Origin of the sequence: Hahella sp. CR1 (assembly GCF_029813005.1) — a bacterium.
GTDB lineage: Bacteria > Pseudomonadota > Gammaproteobacteria > Pseudomonadales > Oleiphilaceae > Hahella.
Map to the genome: position 1 here is coordinate 256718 of NZ_JAPELK010000005.1, position 17016 is coordinate 273733.

Annotated in this window: 15 protein-coding genes and 1 riboswitch; of the genes, 6 read left to right on the plus strand and 9 right to left on the minus strand. The window is 56.4% G+C overall.

What is annotated here, in order from left to right; translation table 11 throughout:
* Positions 1-35: 35 nt before the first annotated feature.
* Both ONV78_RS14365 and ONV78_RS14370 read right to left on the minus strand, forming a co-directional pair.
* Positions 36-2009, minus strand: a complete 1974-nt coding sequence (locus ONV78_RS14365; RefSeq protein WP_216739365.1) for a monovalent cation:proton antiporter family protein — start codon at positions 2007-2009, stop codon at positions 36-38.
* Between the two features lie 61 nt (positions 2010-2070).
* Complete coding sequence (locus ONV78_RS14370; protein ID WP_216739364.1) at positions 2071-2628, minus strand: hypoxanthine-guanine phosphoribosyltransferase; 558 nt, start codon at positions 2626-2628, stop codon at positions 2071-2073.
* Between the two features lie 235 nt (positions 2629-2863).
* Here ONV78_RS14370 and rd point away from each other — a divergent pair, with 235 nt between their 5' ends.
* Together rd and ONV78_RS14380 are read left to right on the plus strand one after the other, a co-directional pair.
* The gene (gene rd / locus ONV78_RS14375) at positions 2864-3031 is read left to right on the plus strand and encodes a rubredoxin (protein WP_011394749.1); all 168 of its coding nucleotides are present in this window, start codon (positions 2864-2866) and stop codon (positions 3029-3031) included.
* A 51-nt stretch (positions 3032-3082) separates the two neighbouring features.
* Positions 3083-4243 carry an FAD-dependent oxidoreductase gene (locus ONV78_RS14380; RefSeq protein ID WP_279504029.1) on the plus strand — a complete coding sequence of 387 codons (1161 nt, stop codon included), beginning with the start codon at positions 3083-3085 and terminating at the stop codon, positions 4241-4243.
* Between the two features lie 17 nt (positions 4244-4260).
* Here the strand turns inward: ONV78_RS14380 and rimK are convergent, their stop codons facing one another.
* The 3 genes from rimK to ONV78_RS14395 form a co-directional block, all read right to left on the minus strand.
* Positions 4261-5172: a 30S ribosomal protein S6--L-glutamate ligase gene (gene rimK / locus ONV78_RS14385; RefSeq protein ID WP_127968342.1), complete on the minus strand. Its 912-nt coding sequence runs from the start codon at positions 5170-5172 to the stop codon at positions 4261-4263.
* A gap of 22 nt (positions 5173-5194) precedes the next feature.
* The gene (locus ONV78_RS14390; RefSeq protein WP_216739362.1) at positions 5195-6679 is read right to left on the minus strand and encodes an OmpA family protein; all 1485 of its coding nucleotides are present in this window, start codon (positions 6677-6679) and stop codon (positions 5195-5197) included.
* Positions 6680-6928: 249 nt separating this feature from the next.
* A complete protein-coding gene (locus ONV78_RS14395; protein WP_279504032.1) occupies positions 6929-7165 on the minus strand; it encodes a cysteine-rich CWC family protein in 237 nt (78 codons plus the stop codon).
* Positions 7166-7402: 237 nt separating this feature from the next.
* Here ONV78_RS14395 and tesB point away from each other — a divergent pair, with 237 nt between their 5' ends.
* Both tesB and ONV78_RS14405 read left to right on the plus strand, forming a co-directional pair.
* A complete protein-coding gene (tesB, locus tag ONV78_RS14400; protein WP_347815417.1) occupies positions 7403-8266 on the plus strand; it encodes an acyl-CoA thioesterase II in 864 nt (287 codons plus the stop codon).
* A gap of 87 nt (positions 8267-8353) precedes the next feature.
* Positions 8354-9352: an MBL fold metallo-hydrolase gene (locus ONV78_RS14405; protein ID WP_279504036.1), complete on the plus strand. Its 999-nt coding sequence runs from the start codon at positions 8354-8356 to the stop codon at positions 9350-9352.
* A 5-nt stretch (positions 9353-9357) separates the two neighbouring features.
* On the opposite strand, the gene ONV78_RS14410 is transcribed toward ONV78_RS14405, so the two are convergent.
* Together ONV78_RS14410 and ONV78_RS14415 are read right to left on the minus strand one after the other, a co-directional pair.
* A complete protein-coding gene (locus tag ONV78_RS14410; RefSeq protein WP_279504037.1) occupies positions 9358-11973 on the minus strand; it encodes an EAL domain-containing protein in 2616 nt (871 codons plus the stop codon).
* 200 nt (positions 11974-12173) lie between these two features.
* A complete protein-coding gene (locus tag ONV78_RS14415) occupies positions 12174-12623 on the minus strand; it encodes a flavodoxin (protein WP_279504039.1) in 450 nt (149 codons plus the stop codon).
* A 188-nt stretch (positions 12624-12811) separates the two neighbouring features.
* On the opposite strand from ONV78_RS14415, the gene ONV78_RS14420 reads away from it, so the two are divergent.
* Positions 12812-13267 carry an EVE domain-containing protein gene (locus ONV78_RS14420; protein WP_279504040.1) on the plus strand — a complete coding sequence of 152 codons (456 nt, stop codon included), beginning with the start codon at positions 12812-12814 and terminating at the stop codon, positions 13265-13267.
* Positions 13268-13272: 5 nt separating this feature from the next.
* Here ONV78_RS14420 and ONV78_RS14425 read toward each other — a convergent pair whose 3' ends face one another.
* Both ONV78_RS14425 and ONV78_RS14430 read right to left on the minus strand, forming a co-directional pair.
* A complete protein-coding gene (locus ONV78_RS14425; protein WP_279504042.1) occupies positions 13273-14376 on the minus strand; it encodes a GGDEF domain-containing protein in 1104 nt (367 codons plus the stop codon).
* Positions 14377-14546: 170 nt separating this feature from the next.
* On the minus strand, positions 14547-14906 hold the full coding sequence (locus tag ONV78_RS14430) for a hypothetical protein (protein WP_279504043.1): 360 nt from the start codon (positions 14904-14906) through the stop codon (positions 14547-14549).
* A 239-nt stretch (positions 14907-15145) separates the two neighbouring features.
* Positions 15146-15238: riboswitch (SAM-I-IV-variant riboswitch) on the minus strand.
* 171 nt (positions 15239-15409) lie between these two features.
* Between ONV78_RS14430 and ONV78_RS14435 the strand changes: the two genes are divergently transcribed.
* Complete coding sequence (locus tag ONV78_RS14435; protein ID WP_216739354.1) at positions 15410-16978, plus strand: inorganic phosphate transporter; 1569 nt, start codon at positions 15410-15412, stop codon at positions 16976-16978.
* The last annotated feature ends 38 nt before the right edge of the window (positions 16979-17016 follow it).

Genomic DNA, 17016 nt, shown 5'->3' on the forward strand with positions numbered 1-17016 from the left:
CTGATTTAGTGTGTGGTTTGCAACTGCGTTCAAGCTTAGCCGCCCAGCAACTTGTTTTCCGCCTGTTCAACCTGGTCCGCCGATCCATGCAGGATCAACGTATCGCCAGGCTGCAGAATGAAATCACCGGCAGGGTCGAAGAATTCCTCATCACCGCGTCGAATACTGTCGACATTACAGGCGGCCAGTTTCATCTGCGCCAGAGAGCGATGACAGCTGTAAGCGCCATCCGGCAGCGTCAGCGCATGCAGTTTTTCCAGCGGCGTGCCGTCAGCGCCGACCAACTGGGAATTAATACCTGGGTAATAACCGTGCAGCATTTTGTAGCGGCTACGGCGCACTTCCTCGATTTGACGATGGATCTTCCTGGCCGGCGCGCCCATAAGAGTAAGCACTTGAGTCACCAACATCAAGCTGGCCTCCAGCGTCTCCGGTACGATTTCCGTCGCTCCCGCTTCCTGTAGCAACGACATTTTTGAGTCATCCGCCGTGCGCACCAGGATAGGCACATTGGAGCCAGTGGAGCGGACCTTGCGTATGACCGCCAGACTCTTGTCCACATCCGCGTAGGTGATGATCAGCAGACGAGAGCGTTCCAGGCCCAGCGCCTTGAGAATATCCAACCGCTCGGAGTCGCCATAGTGCACGGGTTCGCCTGCGGCTGCGGCTTCTTTTACCCGCACAGGGTCCTTGTCTACGGCGGTCATGGGCATGCTGCTGCGACGCATGAAGCGGGCGACGGTCTGTCCGACCCGGCCGAAACCGCAGACAATGGCATGGCCTTCCAGTTCGGAACAGGCGTCGGTTAAGGCTTCCATGCGAGTCTGGGCGACGCTCTGGCCTTTGTCGGAAGGGAAGCGGGCGCTGAGATAGCGCGCCAGATTCATCAGCCAGGGCGTCAATGTGATACTGAGAATGACGGTGGTGATCACCACTGCGCCAGCTTGTTTGGATATCAGCTGGAACTTCTCGCCCAATGCGAAGAGCGCGAAACCGAATTCGCCACCCTGGGCCAGATAGAGGCCGGTCTTCAGCGCCACGGCCCTGTCTTTCTGGTGACGATAGGCGAGGGCGCCGATCAGCGTCGCCTTGGCCAGCAGGAGCATTGCAGTGATGAGGATAATCCACGGCCAGTTGGCGAGCACTTCCTGGAAGTCCACGATCATGCCTACGCTGATAAAAAACAGGCCCAGCAGAAGGTCGCGGAAAGGGCGAATATCCGCCTCAATCTGATGTTTATAGTGGGTCTCCGACAGCATCATGCCGGCGATAAACGCGCCCAGCGCCATGGATAGCCCGAAGCTGTGGGTCAAGGCCGCCGCCAGCAGAGACACCATCAGTACGGTCAGAACGAAGAGTTCTTCCGAGTGGGACTTGGCGACTTCCGTGAAAATAAACGGCAGCAGGTATTTTCCAATCGCCAGCATCAACGCGAATAGCAGAGCGCCTTTGCCCAGGGTGATGGCCAGGGCCGCCGCCAGAGAACTATCTGAGCCGCCCGCCAAAAACGGGATCAGAATCAAAAAGATAACCGCCGCCAGGTCCTGAAACAGCAGCACCCCCATCGACATCACGCCGTGCGGCTGGCCCAGCTCGTTGCGCTGCACCAGTTCTTTACTGACCACCGCGGTGGAGGACAGCGCCAGGGCCCCGGCGATGATAATGGCCTCTTCCGTACTGGCTTTGAACAGCCGGGCGATACCGAAGATTACCAGACTGCTCACCGCCACCTGCCAACCGCCCAGGTTGAACACCACCTTGCGTAAAGCAATCATCTTGGCCAGAGAGAACTCCAGTCCCAGGGAGAACAGCAGAAACACCACGCCGAACTCCGCCAGCACCTGGATCGTTTCTACGTCATCCACCCACCCCAAAGCGGTAGGGCCAACGCCGAGGCCCACCGCGAGGTAAGCCAGGACAGAGGGAATGTTCATGCGCCGGAACAGCGACGATACAACGACCGCCGCGGTTATCAGCACCAAAAACTGACTCAGATTAGCTTCATGCATAAGAGGTAAGGAACCAACATCGCCTGTTAGTGAATTGGTTTAGCGCCCGGGCGGGCTTGGCTTAAAGGCCTTTTACGGCGTAGATGCCGGGTGCGTTGCGCCAGTAGCCTTTGTAGTCCATGCCATAACCGAATATGTAGCGGTCAGCGACTTCCAGGCCAGTGAAATCGCACTTCTGGCCGGGGTAGACCTTGCGTTCATGCTGTTTGTCCACCAGCACGGCGGTGTAGACTTTTTCCGGCTTCTTGTCTTGGCAATAATCGCAGATGGCATGCAGGGTGGCGCCTTCATCGAGGATATCGTCAAGGATGATGACCGTGCGTCCTTCCAGGTTTTCCGCCGGCTCCACTTTCCATTTCAGACCGCCGCCGCTGGTCTGGTTGTTGTAGCGGGTGGCGTGAATATAACTGACTTCCAGCGGAAAGCGCAGCTTGGGAAGCAGCTTGCCTGCGAACACGACGCCGCCGGTCATCACGCAATACACCAAAGGGTTGCTGTCTTTCAGCTGCGCCGTGATTTCCTGCGCCAGACGTTCGATCGCCTGGTCTACCTGTGTTTCGTCGAATAGGCAGTCTGCTTCCTGAAATACCTGCTGCATGTTTTCCATATTATGGGACATTGGAATTACCTGAGAGTTACCGTTGTGATGATGAATGTTCTAAGAATTTATAAAAGTTACCGGCTTTGTTGGCGACGCCGGCGCCTCAACAAAGCCTAGTATAACGATTTAGCCCCGGAATGACTTGATCAATGCCGGCCGGAACCTTATAAATGCACTCACTGTGAATCAGGCGTTTTACCATAAATAAGAAGCTCTTTGCGGCTTTTTTGACAAATTTGAATAGGATACTGTGATGCGTAAATGGCAATGTGTGGTGTGCGGATACATTTATGATGAGGCGGAAGGCTGGCCCGAAGACGGTATCGCTCCCGGAACCCGCTGGGAAGATGTGCCGGAAGACTGGATTTGCCCAGACTGCGGCGTCGGCAAAGAAGACTTTGAAATGATTCAAATCGGTTAATTCGCTCTCCAAGCCGCTCAATTCTCTACTTGAAACCTAAAAGGATACGTCATGCCGGATACTGCGCCCATCGTCATTATCGGAACCGGTCTCGCTGGCTATACGCTGGCCCGTGAGTTCCGCAAACTCAATAAAGACGCGCCAGTGCTGATGCTGACGGCGGACGACGGCCATTCATACTCCAAGCCGATGCTCTCCACTGGCTTCGCTAAAGCCAAAACCGCGGATCAACTGTCCATGGCGGACCCCGGCAAGATGGCGGAGCAATTGAATATCGAAGTGCGCACCTTCGCCACGGTGACGGCGCTGGGCCCGGAAGGCCATCGTTTGTACATCGGGGATGAGGTGGTGGAGTACAGCAAACTGGTGCTGGCCTGGGGCGCGGATCTGATTCATCTGAATATACCCGGCTCCGGCGCAGGTAAGGTTTTCGCAGTGAATGACTTGATGGATTACCGTCGCATTCGCGAAGCCTTGCAAGAGAAAAAGAGAGTGGCGATTCTCGGCGCCGGCTTGATTGGCTGTGAGTTCGCCAACGACCTGTTGCAAGGCGGTTACGAGGTGGAGCTGATTGCGCCCTCTGATACGGCGCTACCGGGCATGCTGCCGAAGGCCGCTGGCGATGCGGTAGTGAAAGGCTTGCAGAGCCAGGGCGCGGTATTCCATTTGGGACAAGTGGCGACAGCGGTGGAGGATACTGGCGACGGCGTGGCGCTGACATTGGATAACGGCGTCAAGGTGCAGGCGGATATCGTGCTGTCAGCCGTCGGACTGCGACCGCGTACGTCTCTCGCCAAACATGCTGGCGTTCAGGTTAACCGAGGCATTGTCGTGGACCGGGAAATGCGCACCAGCGCGCCGGATGTCTATGCATTGGGCGATTGCGCGGAAGTAGACGGGCATGTGCTGCTGTATGTCCTGCCGCTGATGGCATGCGCTAAAGCCCTGGCGAAGAGTTTGGCGGGTGAGCCGACCAAGGTCAGTTACGGGGTGATGCCGGTAGTGGTGAAAACGCCGGCTTGTCCGGTAGTGGTGGCTCCGCCGCCGGTTGGCGCGGAAGGCGACTGGCAAGTGGAGCAGTCCGGAGAGTGTGACGTCAAAGCCCTGTTCGTCAACGCCAAGGGCGCATTGGAAGGGTTTGCGTTAACCGGTGCGCATGTGATGGAAAAGCAGAAACTGGCTCAGCAATTGGACCCCATTCATAACGACTGAACGGGGCCCTTGTTATCTCAGCCCTGACCCTTGGTGCGGGTGCTGGATTTATTCTCCTGAATCTTCTTCTCGATAAAGGCGTAAATCAAACCGGCGATATCCTTGCCGGTTGCGTTCTCAATGCCTTCCAGGCCTGGTGAGGAGTTAACCTCCATGACCAATGGGCCGTGGTTGGAGCGCAACAAGTCGACGCCAGCGACGTTCAAGCCCATGACGCGGGCGGCTCTTACCGCGGTGGAGCGCTCCTCGGGAGTAATCTTGATCACCGACGCCTGACCGCCCCGGTGCAGGTTGGAGCGGAATTCGCCCGGCTGAGCCTGCCTCTTCATGGCGGCGACCACTTTATCGCCGACGACGAAGCAACGGATATCGGCGCCGCCAGCTTCCTTGATGAACTCCTGCACCAGAATGTTGGCTTTCAGGCCCATAAAGGCTTCGATAACGCTTTCCGCGGCCTTGCGGGTTTCCGCCAGCACCACGCCAATGCCTTGTGTGCCTTCCAGCAACTTGATGACCAGCGGCGCGCCGCCGACCATGGATATCAGGTCGCGAATGTCGTCAGGGGAGTGGGCGAATCCGGTGACCGGCATGCCCACGCCTTTGCGTGAGAGCAACTGCAATGAGCGCAATTTGTCGCGGGCGCGTGAGATGGCCACGGACTCATTCAACGGAAATACTCCCATCATTTCGAACTGGCGCAATACCGCCGTGCCGTAGAAAGTGATGGATGCGCCGATCCGGGGAATGATGGCGTCAAACCCTTCCAGCACCTGACCCTGGTAATGGATGGTGGGTTTGTGGGTCGCCATGTTCATGTAACAACGCAGTGTGTCGATTACATGCACCTCATGCCCCCTTTTTTCACCTGCCTCCTTCAAACGGGAGGTGGAATAAAGAGAAGGATTGCGCGACAAAATGGCTATTTTCATAAGTTACCAAGGAAATATTGAACTAAGGTAGATTGGCGTCGTTGATAATCAGCACTTCAACTCTGCGATTAGCCGCGCGCCCTTCTTTGGTGTCATTGTTCGCCACCGGACGGGAGGCTCCGAAGCCTTCTGCTTCTATCCGGCTGGAATCTATGCTGCCCACATTGGCGAGGAAACTGGCGACGTTGCTGGCGCGCTTCTCAGAAAGAGACTGGTTCAGGGCCCGGTCGCCGCGGTTGTCAGTATGACCGGAAATGCGAATTTTGCAATTGGGGAAGGCTTCAATTGCGTCGATGATCTTGTTCAGCAGGGTGACGTTGTCACGTTGCACTTCACTGGAGCCGGAGGCGAACTTGAAGCCGTGGGCGCGGATCAGCACATTGGCGTTCTGCCGGTAAACATCGGCTTCCGTCAGGGTAAACAGTTCCTGCACGAACTCAAAGCGGCGTTGGATTTCCTCGCTGGCGCGTTTGGCCGCGTCAGTCTCCAACTGGACCGCCAGCAGCTTCTGATCCATTTCCTGCTTCATTGTCTCCAGGCTGGCTGCGCTTTGGACCTCGCGAACTTCCGCTTCAGCCAAAGCATGACGCAGGGTCAGCTTTTCTTGCTGTAGACGGTTCAGGGCTTCGTTGATGGATTCTTTGACCTGCGCAGGCCCTTTCTCGAAAGGAATCTCGGGAACGACAGGCTGCACGGCCTCGGCCAGTCTGGCCTCATGCCAGAGTAAAATATCTTCCAGACTGGCGTCTTTGGCGTCGAAGTCTGCGGCCTGGGCGGCGATGGCGCGGGCGTGTTGCACCTGGGTCAGGGCGCTGTTGGCGTGACGACGAGCCTTTTCCTGTTGCGTGCGGTCATTTTCCAGTGTGGACAGTGCCAGCAACATTTCCTCTTCCGCTACCCGCAGGGTTTTAGGAGCGCGGTCGTCGATATCTTCTTTGCGGGCCTGTTCGATCGCCTTGCGGGCTTTGCCTGTCACGTCCAGTTTCAGTGAGCGCAGTTCGATATCCCGGTATACGCCTGCGAGGGCGGTCTGGGCCTTGCTGTTGTCGGCGCCGGGTTGCTTCTCCAGTTGCGCGGCGATATCGCGCAGTTGCTTGTCGGCGGAAGCGAACTCGTCTCCGAGCAGCTCATCTCCGCTCACGGCTATCGCCGCCTGACGGGCGTTCGCAATGGCCTGCAGTTTTCCGCGGGCGGCGTCCGCCTGCTTTTCCGCCTGGGCGGCGTAGGTCAGGCCAGCCTGGGCCTTGGCGGCGGCGACAGTGGGTTTGCTGCGGGAAAGGTCCAGCGCTTCATTATAGGCTTCCACGGCTTTTCCATAAGCATCCGGCGCGTACAGATGCACACCGTTGTCGCGCGCGGTTTCCATTTGGGCGTATAGCTGCTTCGCCTCATCCAGAGAAACGGCGGCGGGCTCCTGTTTCAGCACGGGTGTGCTGCTGCAGGCTGCGATAGCCAGGGCCAAAGAGGAGGCGGTGAAGAGACGATATAGCTTTTTGGAAATAAACATTATTCGGTAGTCCGTGTTTGATTTGAGGCGGCGACAAAGCCGAATGCAGAGTCTATCTGTCTTCCCCAGTTGAACTTTTCTTATGTCGTTCTGTTGTACGTTATTTGGCTGGCATACTAGCTCAAAATGACGCCGGGCCAAAGTTTACCAAACATGGATTATCATTATATTCAGAATCATCGACTGTTCATGGCGGCGACAGACTCGCCCCTTACAGTTGAAGGCGGCGCTAGCGCTCTTTAATAATGCTCAGTCAGCCGCGTCCGCCTCACTTTGCTTGGCTTTCAGGCGCTCGTTCAGACAGCTTCTGCAGTAACACTTCGCGCCTTCCGTGAATAACTCGGAGGTCAGTCCCGAAGGCGGGAGGGAGAAGCACCAGCATGTGGATTTGCCTTTCTCCAGATCGCATTGAGCTGGACGACCGCAGCCCGGACAGGCGTGCGAATAAGCGGGGTCGGGAAAGGCGATGTTGACGGCGTTTTTCATTTTGCCGGTCTCCGGAAGCTGTAGTATTGATCGTTAGCCAGCCCGATAGCTGCGGGCTGCTTTTTATACTTAGACGTCTTCCAAGTCAATAAAAGGACGGGGCGCTTATCACTAAGGCGACCTGCTTTAGGTTAGGAGCATTTGAAATTCGACGCAAGCCGTCCCGAAAAGCGGGTTGATTTACTGCTGGTCGGCGGTCAGTTAAAGTTTTATGACCTACTCAAACAGGAAAGCAAGATGAACGATGTAGTCCAGAAACTGTTGGATTTGTTGCAGCTGCACGCGCTTGATGATTGCCTGTTTCAGGGCTCAAGCGAAGACCTGGGATTTAAAAACGTATTTGGCGGTCAGGTTGTCGGTCAGGCGCTGATGGCGGCCTACCGCACAGTGGATGAGACGCGGGTCGCCCATAGCCTGCATGCCTATTTTTTGCGCGCTGGCGACCCAGACCATGACATTATTTATGAGGTGACGCCGATTCGTGATGGCCGCTCGTTCAGCGCCAGGCGCGTCGCCGCCCGCCAGCATGGTAAGGAAATACTTACTCTCATGGTTTCGTTCCAGACGCCTGAACAGGGGTTTGAGCATCAAGAGCCGATGGTTGACGTATCAGGGCCGGAGGGCATCGTATCGGAGCTGGAGATGCGTCGTCGTTTCAAGGATCTGATCCCTGAGAGTCGTCGTGAACAGCTGACCCGTGAGCGCCCGATCGAGATTCGCCCGTTGAATCCGGTTAATCCTCTGAATCCCGAGAAGCAGGAGCCGAAAAAGTACAACTGGTTTCGTGCGGTGCGCGACATGTCTGAGGGCGTGCGCTGGCATCATTGCGTATTGGCGTATGCATCGGATTTCGGTCTGTTGGGAACCAGCCTGCACCCTCACGGGGTCTCTTTTTTTCAACGCGGCATGCAGGTGGCGAGTCTGGATCACGCGGTCTGGTTTCATCGCGACTTTCGCGTGGATGACTGGCTGTTGTACGCGATGGACAGTCCCAGCGCCTCCCATGGTCGCGGCTTTAATCGCGGCCTGATCTATGATCGTTCCGGTCGGCTGGTGGCCTCCACCGCGCAAGAGGCGCTGATTCGTCGTCGCACGGATTGAGCCTCAGAGCATGCTTTATTCTTAATACTAAACGCCTCTGGATAGTTTGGAGGCGGAAGACTTCTATTATCACTGAGAGACTGGCGCATGACCAAAATACTGGACCTGGATGTTCCCCACGCATACCGCAATCGCCCCCACCATGTTGGCGGTCGCTTCCGGTCTCCGCCAGGAGGGCATCATGATGGCCGGCATTCCTCGGAGATGGCGAAAGTCCTGTGGGAGCTGTTCCGTCATGGCAATGACCCGGTGCGCGCCACTCACGATCATTGCCTGCATCGTGATGCGGCGATGGCGGAGTTAGCGGCGGCGCAGGCGGAACAAAGTCTGACTTGGCTGGGGCAGTCCTGCTTTTATCTGCGTCTGGGGGATCAGAGAATACTGACGGACCCGTTTCTGGGGGAGCGGGCGTCGCCTCTGCAGTTCAGCGGTCCAAAGCGTCTGGTGGCGTCGCCGCTGCAGATTGAAGATCTGGATGTCGACGTCATCGTCATGTCCCACAATCACTATGACCATTTTGATGCGCCGACGCTGGCGCGGGTGAAGAACAAAGAAAATGTGCAGGTAGTGACAACCTTGGGGTTACGCTCGGATTTTATCCGCTTAGGCTATCGCAAAGTTGTCGAGTTGGACTGGTATCAGAGCTGCCGTATTCACGGCGTGCTTTACACTGCGCTGCCGGCCTATCACTTTTCAGGGCGTTCGCTCTGGGATGCGGACCAGACATTGTGGGCGAGCTTCGCGATAGAGGGCGGGGGTGTTAAATGTTTCTTCGCCGGCGATACCGGATATGGCGATGAATTTAAGCGCATTGGCGAGTTAACCGGCCCTTATGATATCGCCTTAGTGCCTATCGGCGCTTATGCGCCGCGGGAAGTTTTCGCGGGGGTGCACGCGAGCCCGGAAGAAGCGGTTTCAATGGGCAAGGACCTGAAAGCGGCGCGATTGGTGGGAATGCATTGGGGCACGGTGAGACTGACCACTGAACCGTTCTGGGAGCCGCGAGACCGTTTTATGGCTCCTGGCTCGGGGCCGCAGAGACGCGTTATGAAAATCGGTGAAACCCGCGCGATATCCGCGCTGTAACCGCCTCAACCGGACTTGGCGCGCATATCTCGTTCCGCCGCCCGCTCTTGAGCATGGGCGGCGTAAGTGCGCAGCCACTCGATGGCGAACTCCCAGGGCATTGGCCGGGCCAGCCAGTAGCCTTGAATGTAACGGCAATCCATGGATCGCAGCAGATTGAGCGACTCAACATCCTCCACGCCTTCCGCAATCGCCTCGTAGCCCAGTCCATGGGACATATCGATGGCGGTGCGCGCCACGACGCCTGCGTCCGGTGCGCTGGCGAGATCGCTGACCAGGGAGCGGTCAATTTTCACCTTATGCAGGGGCAGCTTCTTGATATAGGAGAGAGAAGAGTAACCCACGCCGAAGTCATCCAGCGCAATCAACACGCCTGCCGCTCTGAGGGCCTGCAGCGCCGATAGCGCCCCCTCGGGATCACGCATGAGTGCGGTCTCTGTGAGTTCAAGCGTCAGTCGCGCCGGGGGAACGCTGGCGCCAGCCAGTAATCGTTGCACCTTCTCGATAAAGCTGTTGTTCTCCAGATCCACCATGGAAATATTTACCGCAATACCGATGTCTTCGTAGCCGGCTTCGCTTAACTCCTGTAGATGGCCCAGAGCCTGCTTGATCACCCAGAGTGTGAGTTTGGTGATATGTCCGGCCTGCTCCGCCAAGGGGATGAACTCATCCGGGAACACCTGGCCGAAGTCGTCATGAGTCCAGCGGATCAACGCCTCAAACCCGGTAATGACATCGGCCTCAATGTCCAATTGCGGTTGGAAATGCAGACTGAGCTTATTGGCGTCGATAGCTTTGTCCAGCTCCGCCAGCAGGGTGAGGCGCCGCTCGCTGTAAGGGTTGTACTGAGACTGGTAAACCGCGGCGCAGCCCTTGCTGTGATGGGTGGCGTCCAAGGCGATGCGCGCCAGTCGCAACAGGCCTTCGGCGCTGTCTGTGTGATGGGGGTAGGCCGCGAGGCCAAAGCGCGGATCGAGATCAAGAGAAAGGTAGCCGAACTGGATGCGTTGCCCCAGAAACTTCGACAAGGCCAGCACTTCCTGGTCGTCTTCGCTGTCGCGGCGTCGCTCCAGCAGCATCGCCAGGGTGATTTCATCCAGGGACGCCACGTAGAGCGGCCCCTGTACGGACTGCTCGATGGGGATGACGCCATCCAGCGTTTCGACGAACTCATTGAGCTGATGAGCGATCTGATACATCAGCTGGCGCGCGTTTTCGTTGCCCAGGGTGCGGTCTATGTCACGGTAGCGCTGCAGGCTGATCAGGCAGGCCATAAAGGCGGAGCCGGGCCTGGCGCTGATGCGATCGGTGATGAAGCGCTCCAGGTAGGCGCGGCTGGGCAGCTCGGTGACATGGCTGTGGGTCGCCTCATATAAACGGCGTTGCTCCAGCAATTGCAGTTCCTGCTGCTCTTCGATGATTTGCTCCTGGGCTTTGAGACGCTCGTTCCGCTCAACATAGATGCGCTCCACAATGGCGACCGACAGCAGCACGGCTTCCGCGGCGGAGCCGATTTCGAAACCGTAAGCGGTCAGCAGGTTATGGGGAACGACCCCCAGGACCAGCAACAGGGTCAAACTGGCGCCCAACTCCAGCATCAGCCAGGCGCAGGTAAACAGGCGAGCGGAGCGCACGCCTTTCCACCAGAGATAGGGGCCGATAATGACAAGTATCAGGTCGGTCACCAGCACTAACGCGGTGGACACGCCTTTTGACAAGTGCGGAGGCGCGGCGAATACGCCGACGATTGAAGCCGCTCCGGCGATGCTGATGCCGATCAACAAGTAATTCAGACGCGGGGCTTTGACTGGCAGTTTCAGGAAACGCCGGGAAAACTCCGCCGCCGACAGCGCGATTAGCGGCACGGAGACCAGGATAGTGAAGTTCTGCAGCTGCGGTACGGTGGGCCAGAGGAACTGGAAGGTGCGGCCTTGCAACGTCGCCTGCACCAGTAGAATCATCAGGGTAAAGATGACGTAGAACAGATACATGGGCTCTCTGAGCGCCAGAAAAATAAACAGGTTGAAGGTGACGACGAAGAGCAGGAAGCCGTAATAAAGTCCGTGAGTGAGGGCCTCCCGATCATTGCGCAGGTAGAACGCGTCTTCCTTCCATATTTCCAGAGGCAGGCTCAGGGAACCCTCGCTTTGAATGCGGAACATAAACTCATGGGCTTCGCCGGGCTCCAGCTCCACGGGATAGATATAAAGAGGGTGCAGGGTCTCCCGTTGACTGAACGGGTAGTATTCGCCGGTCTGGCTGCGCCGGACGACCTCGCCATTGATCAGCTCGACAAAGACAACATCATCCAGATGAGGCGCTCGGACTACGAGCAGACGACGTTTCGGCTTATCGGTGGCGTTGGCCAGGGTGAAACGGAACCAGAAGCTGTCTTTGGTATAGCCGAAATTGGCGTGGTTGGCGGCGATGGTCTCCCAAGAGTGGTCGGCGTGGCTGAGCAGTTCCTCCAGGCTTTCTTCCCCGGTAACGTCCCGCCAGTAGTCGACAACCGGTATCGCCTTATCCTCCGCGCTGACATAGTTGCGCGGCGCTGCTTCCCCCAGGCAGTGGGCGCTTAGCGCGAGCAGACATAGGAACAGGAACGCTTTGATATTTGGCATTGTTCTTTTGAATTCAGCAATTAGCGTCGCCCCATCAAGGCGGTAATGGGGAGAAGCGAAGGCGGCGTATACAACTTAAGATTAGGTAGGGATGGGCGATCACGCCAACCTGGGGCGTTCATCGGAGAGAGAAAGGGAAGGCCATTGAGAATCAATGGCCTGTTGAAAGTAGTCGTAGACTGGCGTGGCGACGAGAAAGGTTAAGCCAATTGCTGCGCCCAGGTTTGCGCCCAAGCGACGGCTTCCGCGGCGGGATCGGCGGTTTCCATCGCGTCGATCTTGAGACCGTCTCCCACTTTCACCGCCGCCAGCTCGGTCATGGCGTGCTCCATCAGCTCGCCTGCGCCGCAATAGCTGTCGAAATAAGAGCTGTCGCCCAGGGTGATAACGCCAAAAGGCTTGCCGACGATATTGGGGAATTGCGTGGTCAGCGCCGTATATAAAGGCGCGATGTTGTCGGGCAGGTCGCCGCTGCCGGTGGTGGAGGTGCAGATCAGCGCGGCGGAGTCTGTTTCCGTGATGTCTTCCAGAGTGGGATTTTGCGCCACCCGGGCTTCATATCCTTCCTCATTCAGCACCTTTTGCACCGCCTCGGCGGCTTCCAGCGCGGCGCCGTACACCGTGCCGACGCAGATAACAATCTTTTTCATGCTCTTTCCCGGTTACTGGGACGATTCAATGTCCGATTAATTCAGTCGGGTATTGTAAGCATCCGCGCCAGGAATTTTAAGCGTCTCCGCCAGGATTTGTTATCGGAGTGCGCCGCATTAGAATTTTCCCGGCTTTGCATTTATTGTTTAGACCCCGCCATCCCGCATCTCAACAGGAGGACAAACCTATGGCGTACTGGCTGATGAAAACTGAACCCGACGCATTCAGCATCGATGATCTGGCGAACTCGCCGGAAGGCGTGTCCGGCTGGGATGGCGTGCGGAATTATCAGGCGCGTAATTTTATGCGCGACGATATGAAAGTGGGCGATCAGGTGTTCATCTATCACAGCAGTTGCCCCGAACCGGGCGTGGCGGGTATCGCGGAAGTCTGCCGGGAAGCCTACCCGGACCCGTCCTCTTTTGATCCGGAGTCGCCTTATTACGACCCCAAGTCCACGGAGGAGAACCCCCGCTGGTGGTGCGTCTCAGTGAAATTCGTGCGCAAATTGAAAAAGGTCGTTCCGCTGGCGGAGATTAAGCTGAATCCGGCGCTTCAGGACATGGCGCTGGTCAAACGCAGCCGGCTTTCTGTGATGCCGGTAGAACCCCATGAGTGGGGCGCGATTATGGCGATGACTTGACGGGCTTAGACGGGCTCATCCTCGCTGGCTTTTTGCACCACTAACGGAATCACCATGTTGCGGCCTTTGATTTTGGCCTGATACAGATTGACGTCCGCCTGCTTTAATAGAGAGGCCAGATCCTTCGCCTGACTGATGGAGCAGACGCCGCAACTGATGGTGTAGCTGATATCCTGGTTTTTGTACTGCAGCGGACTGGCCTCGATGCTCTTGCGTAGCCTTTCCGCCAAAGTCAGGGCCTGCACCAATGAGGTATCCGGCAATTGAATGAGGAACTCCTCGCCACCCCAGCGCGCCGCCATGTCCATTTTGCGGCAGGCGTTGACCAATAACTCTGAAATTTTCATCAGTACGAAGTCGCCGGCGTCGTGGCCGTATGTGTCATTGATCATTTTGAAGTGATCGATATCCAGCAGGATCACCGAAAAGTGGCTGCCATGACGCTTGTAGCGGAAATACTCTTTCTCAAGCTGTTGCTGCATGTCGCGTCGGTTCGGCAATTGGGTCAGTTCGTCGGTGCGGGCGGCTTTTTCATACAGGCGCGCCATGTTGATCAGCTCCTGGCGCGCCTTGCGTCTGGAATGGTCCATTACAAAGGCGAAGACGGAGACGAAGGAAACCGTGGCGGCGAAGCGAAGTTGGAAATCCAGATTGTAGACGGTGCGCACCCAGGGGAGTTCCGGGAAACGGAAGATAATGGCGATCAGCGCCACCATGATGATCAACATCCAGCTGCCGGTGCGCAGCCCCGCCACATAAAAGACGAAGGGCGGGAACACGTAAAACCACAGAATGCCGGTATTGCTCTCGCCGCCGCCGGCGATGAGATACAGGAATAAAAGACCCACCAGCCACAAGAACAGGGTTTTGAACAGTTGCTGATTGAGAGTGCGGTTGTAGGAAATCACGTTCATCAACATCAGCGCGCAAAACAGGAACAGCGCGGATGCGTGCGCAGTATGGGACCACAGCCAGGACTTCACGCCGATAGCGAAGGACATGAAGGACGCTGCATAAGCCAGCGCTTTAATGACGCTAACGACTTTGGCTTCTTCGTCGAGGACTGCGCTTAACAGATGGAAGTTGGTTTTGCGGTTACGCTCTGTCATGTCTTATTGTTATGGCCGCCTCTGCAAGTGACTGTTTCTATTATAGTCCACATATATTCGATAAATTGCCGACACTATCAGGTATTTCCCGCAACAACTGTTAAATATTATTTCGGAATGCGATGGCGGCGGTCGGCGAAAGATCAGGAAATCAGGCGGCACCCGTCGGATTAACCTAACGGGCGGCGATGGGTTTGTTCGGAGCTGATTCCCAGCAGTGAAATAGCAGCCAGCCTAAAGCGTACGAAATCCAGAGCCTGTTGCGCGGAAGAAAACCGGAAGCTGGCGTAACGGCTGGCGCCGCGGCGGTCGCGGTATTCCGCGTAGACCCAATAGCAGGCGTGGCTTCCTTGAGTTTTGCACCGGTATGAGCCGTGCGCCATCCAAACATACAAGGGACAAAGGTGAACGTAATGACTGATCGTCGCGCCGGACGTGAGAAGCTGTTCGAGACCGGGCGGCGGTAGCTCGGGCTGATCCTGAAGCTCATGGGCCTCAGCTTGATCTGCTAATGAAGCGGTTAATGACATGTTCTTGGTTCTCCACGTTAATACTATCGATTAAAACGTGCGAGAACTGACGTGGGGCTTGCCTGTGAGTTGCCAGGATGGCCACATCTCAGAACCCGGAAAACAGTCTTTTGATTAAGTCATTCCCGCACGTGGGAGTTTTTTCTAATGTCTATTGCCTAAAGAGGCGCAAACGATCGGGGCTTATTTACCGGTTGGTAACATGCCCTTGGTAATTCGTTTGGTAATCGACATTAATGACTTAAACAAAATGTTTCCTGTAACGGTTCTGGCACCACCTTGCCCAGGTCGGCAGGTTGGTGAGGACGTCAGTCCTTCTCTTGATGCACGAACTCGCTTAATGTATACAAAATAATCGGTTGAATCAATAACCTGGCGAGACGCAGATCAATCTTCCAGGAATTTCCCCGTTAATAGCCGTTATTTCCGCGATTTTGGACTATGTCCATCAGATGACTGTTTTGTTAAAGTTGCGCCTTCAAATTTACTGAGGGGAAAATCTGATGGAGTTTCGCAACCTGGGTCAGTTGGAAGAGGCCGCCTCCAGTGGGCAGCAAGAACTGGCTCGCATTGGTATTGCGCTACTTTTTATTCTGGGCATCCTGATATACACCAATCTTCGGATCGGCGATCTTGAGGGAGGATACCTGCTTGTAGTCGCCGCTATGATCGGCGGTTATATGGCGTTGAATATCGGCGCCAACGACGTAGCCAATAATATGGGGCCCGCTGTGGGCTCGAAAGCGATCACTCTGCTGGGCGCGCTGGCGCTGGCGGCGATATTTGAAGCGCTGGGCGCGCTGGTCGCCGGGGGCAACGTAGTCAGCACCATCAAGAACGGCATTATCAACCCGGAGTTCATTCAAGATTCAACCACCTTTATTTGGCTGATGATGGCTGCGCTGTTAGCCGGCGCGCTGTGGCTGAATGTGGCGACCTACCTGGGCGCGCCGGTATCTACCACGCACTCCATTGTTGGCGGCGTATTGGGCGCGGGTGTTGCAGCCGGCGGCTTTGGCGTTGCGAACTGGGGACAAATGGGCGCTATCGTAGCCAGCTGGGTCATTTCGCCGGCATTGGGCGGCGTTATCGCGGCGGGAACCCTGTACTTCATCAAGCGCTCCATGCTGTATGAAGAAGACAAACTGGGCGCGGCCCGTCGTTACGTTCCTGTTCTTATCGCGATCATGGCGTGGGCGTTTGTCACCTACCTGCTGTTGAAAGGCACTAAAAACATTATCAAGCTGGACTTCATGACTGCCTTACTGGCGGGTCTCGCTGCCGCCGCCGCGTTGTATTTTGCGCTGTTGCCGTTGGTGGGCCGCGCCGCACGGAAAATGGAAAACACCCGTGAAAGCGTCAACAAGTTGTTCACTGTGCCTTTGATCTTCGCGGCGGCGTTGCTGAGCTTCGCTCATGGCGCCAATGACGTGGCCAACGCAATCGGGCCGTTGGCGGCGATCAATGACGCTATCGTTAATCACGGTATCGTGCAAAAGGCGTCCATTCCGTTGTGGGTAATGATGGTCGGCGCGCTGGGTATCTCCATTGGCCTGCTGTTGTACGGACCAAAGCTGATCAAGACGGTTGGCAACGAGATCACTGAGCTGGATAAGACGCGGGCTTTCTGTATCGCGCTGGCCGCGGCGATCACGGTAATTGTGGCCTCTCAGTTGGGCTTGCCGGTCAGCTCCACTCATATCGCTGTCGGCGCGGTCTTTGGCGTGGGCTTCCTGCGGGAATACCTGAAAGTGAACTACGCCAGCCAGCTGCACCTTATTCTGGATGAGCATGCAGGCCTGGAGCGTGAGAAGCTGCAGAAGTTTCTGAACAACTTCGAAAAAGCGTCTGTGGAAGACATGAAGCAGATGTTGAAGCAGGCCAAAAAGCACAAAGAAGACGTCCCTCTCACCAAAGAAGAGCGCAAGCGTTTGAAGCATGTGTATCGTGAAGAACTCGTCAAGCGCGCCAGCATCAAGAAGATTGTGGCCGCCTGGGTTATTACAGTGCCTGTGTCAGCGTTGCTGGCGGCCCTGTTGTATTTCATGATCCGCGGCATGCTGTTGCCATAGGCTGTTTCTGCTCTACGAAAGCCCGGCTTTCCTGAAGG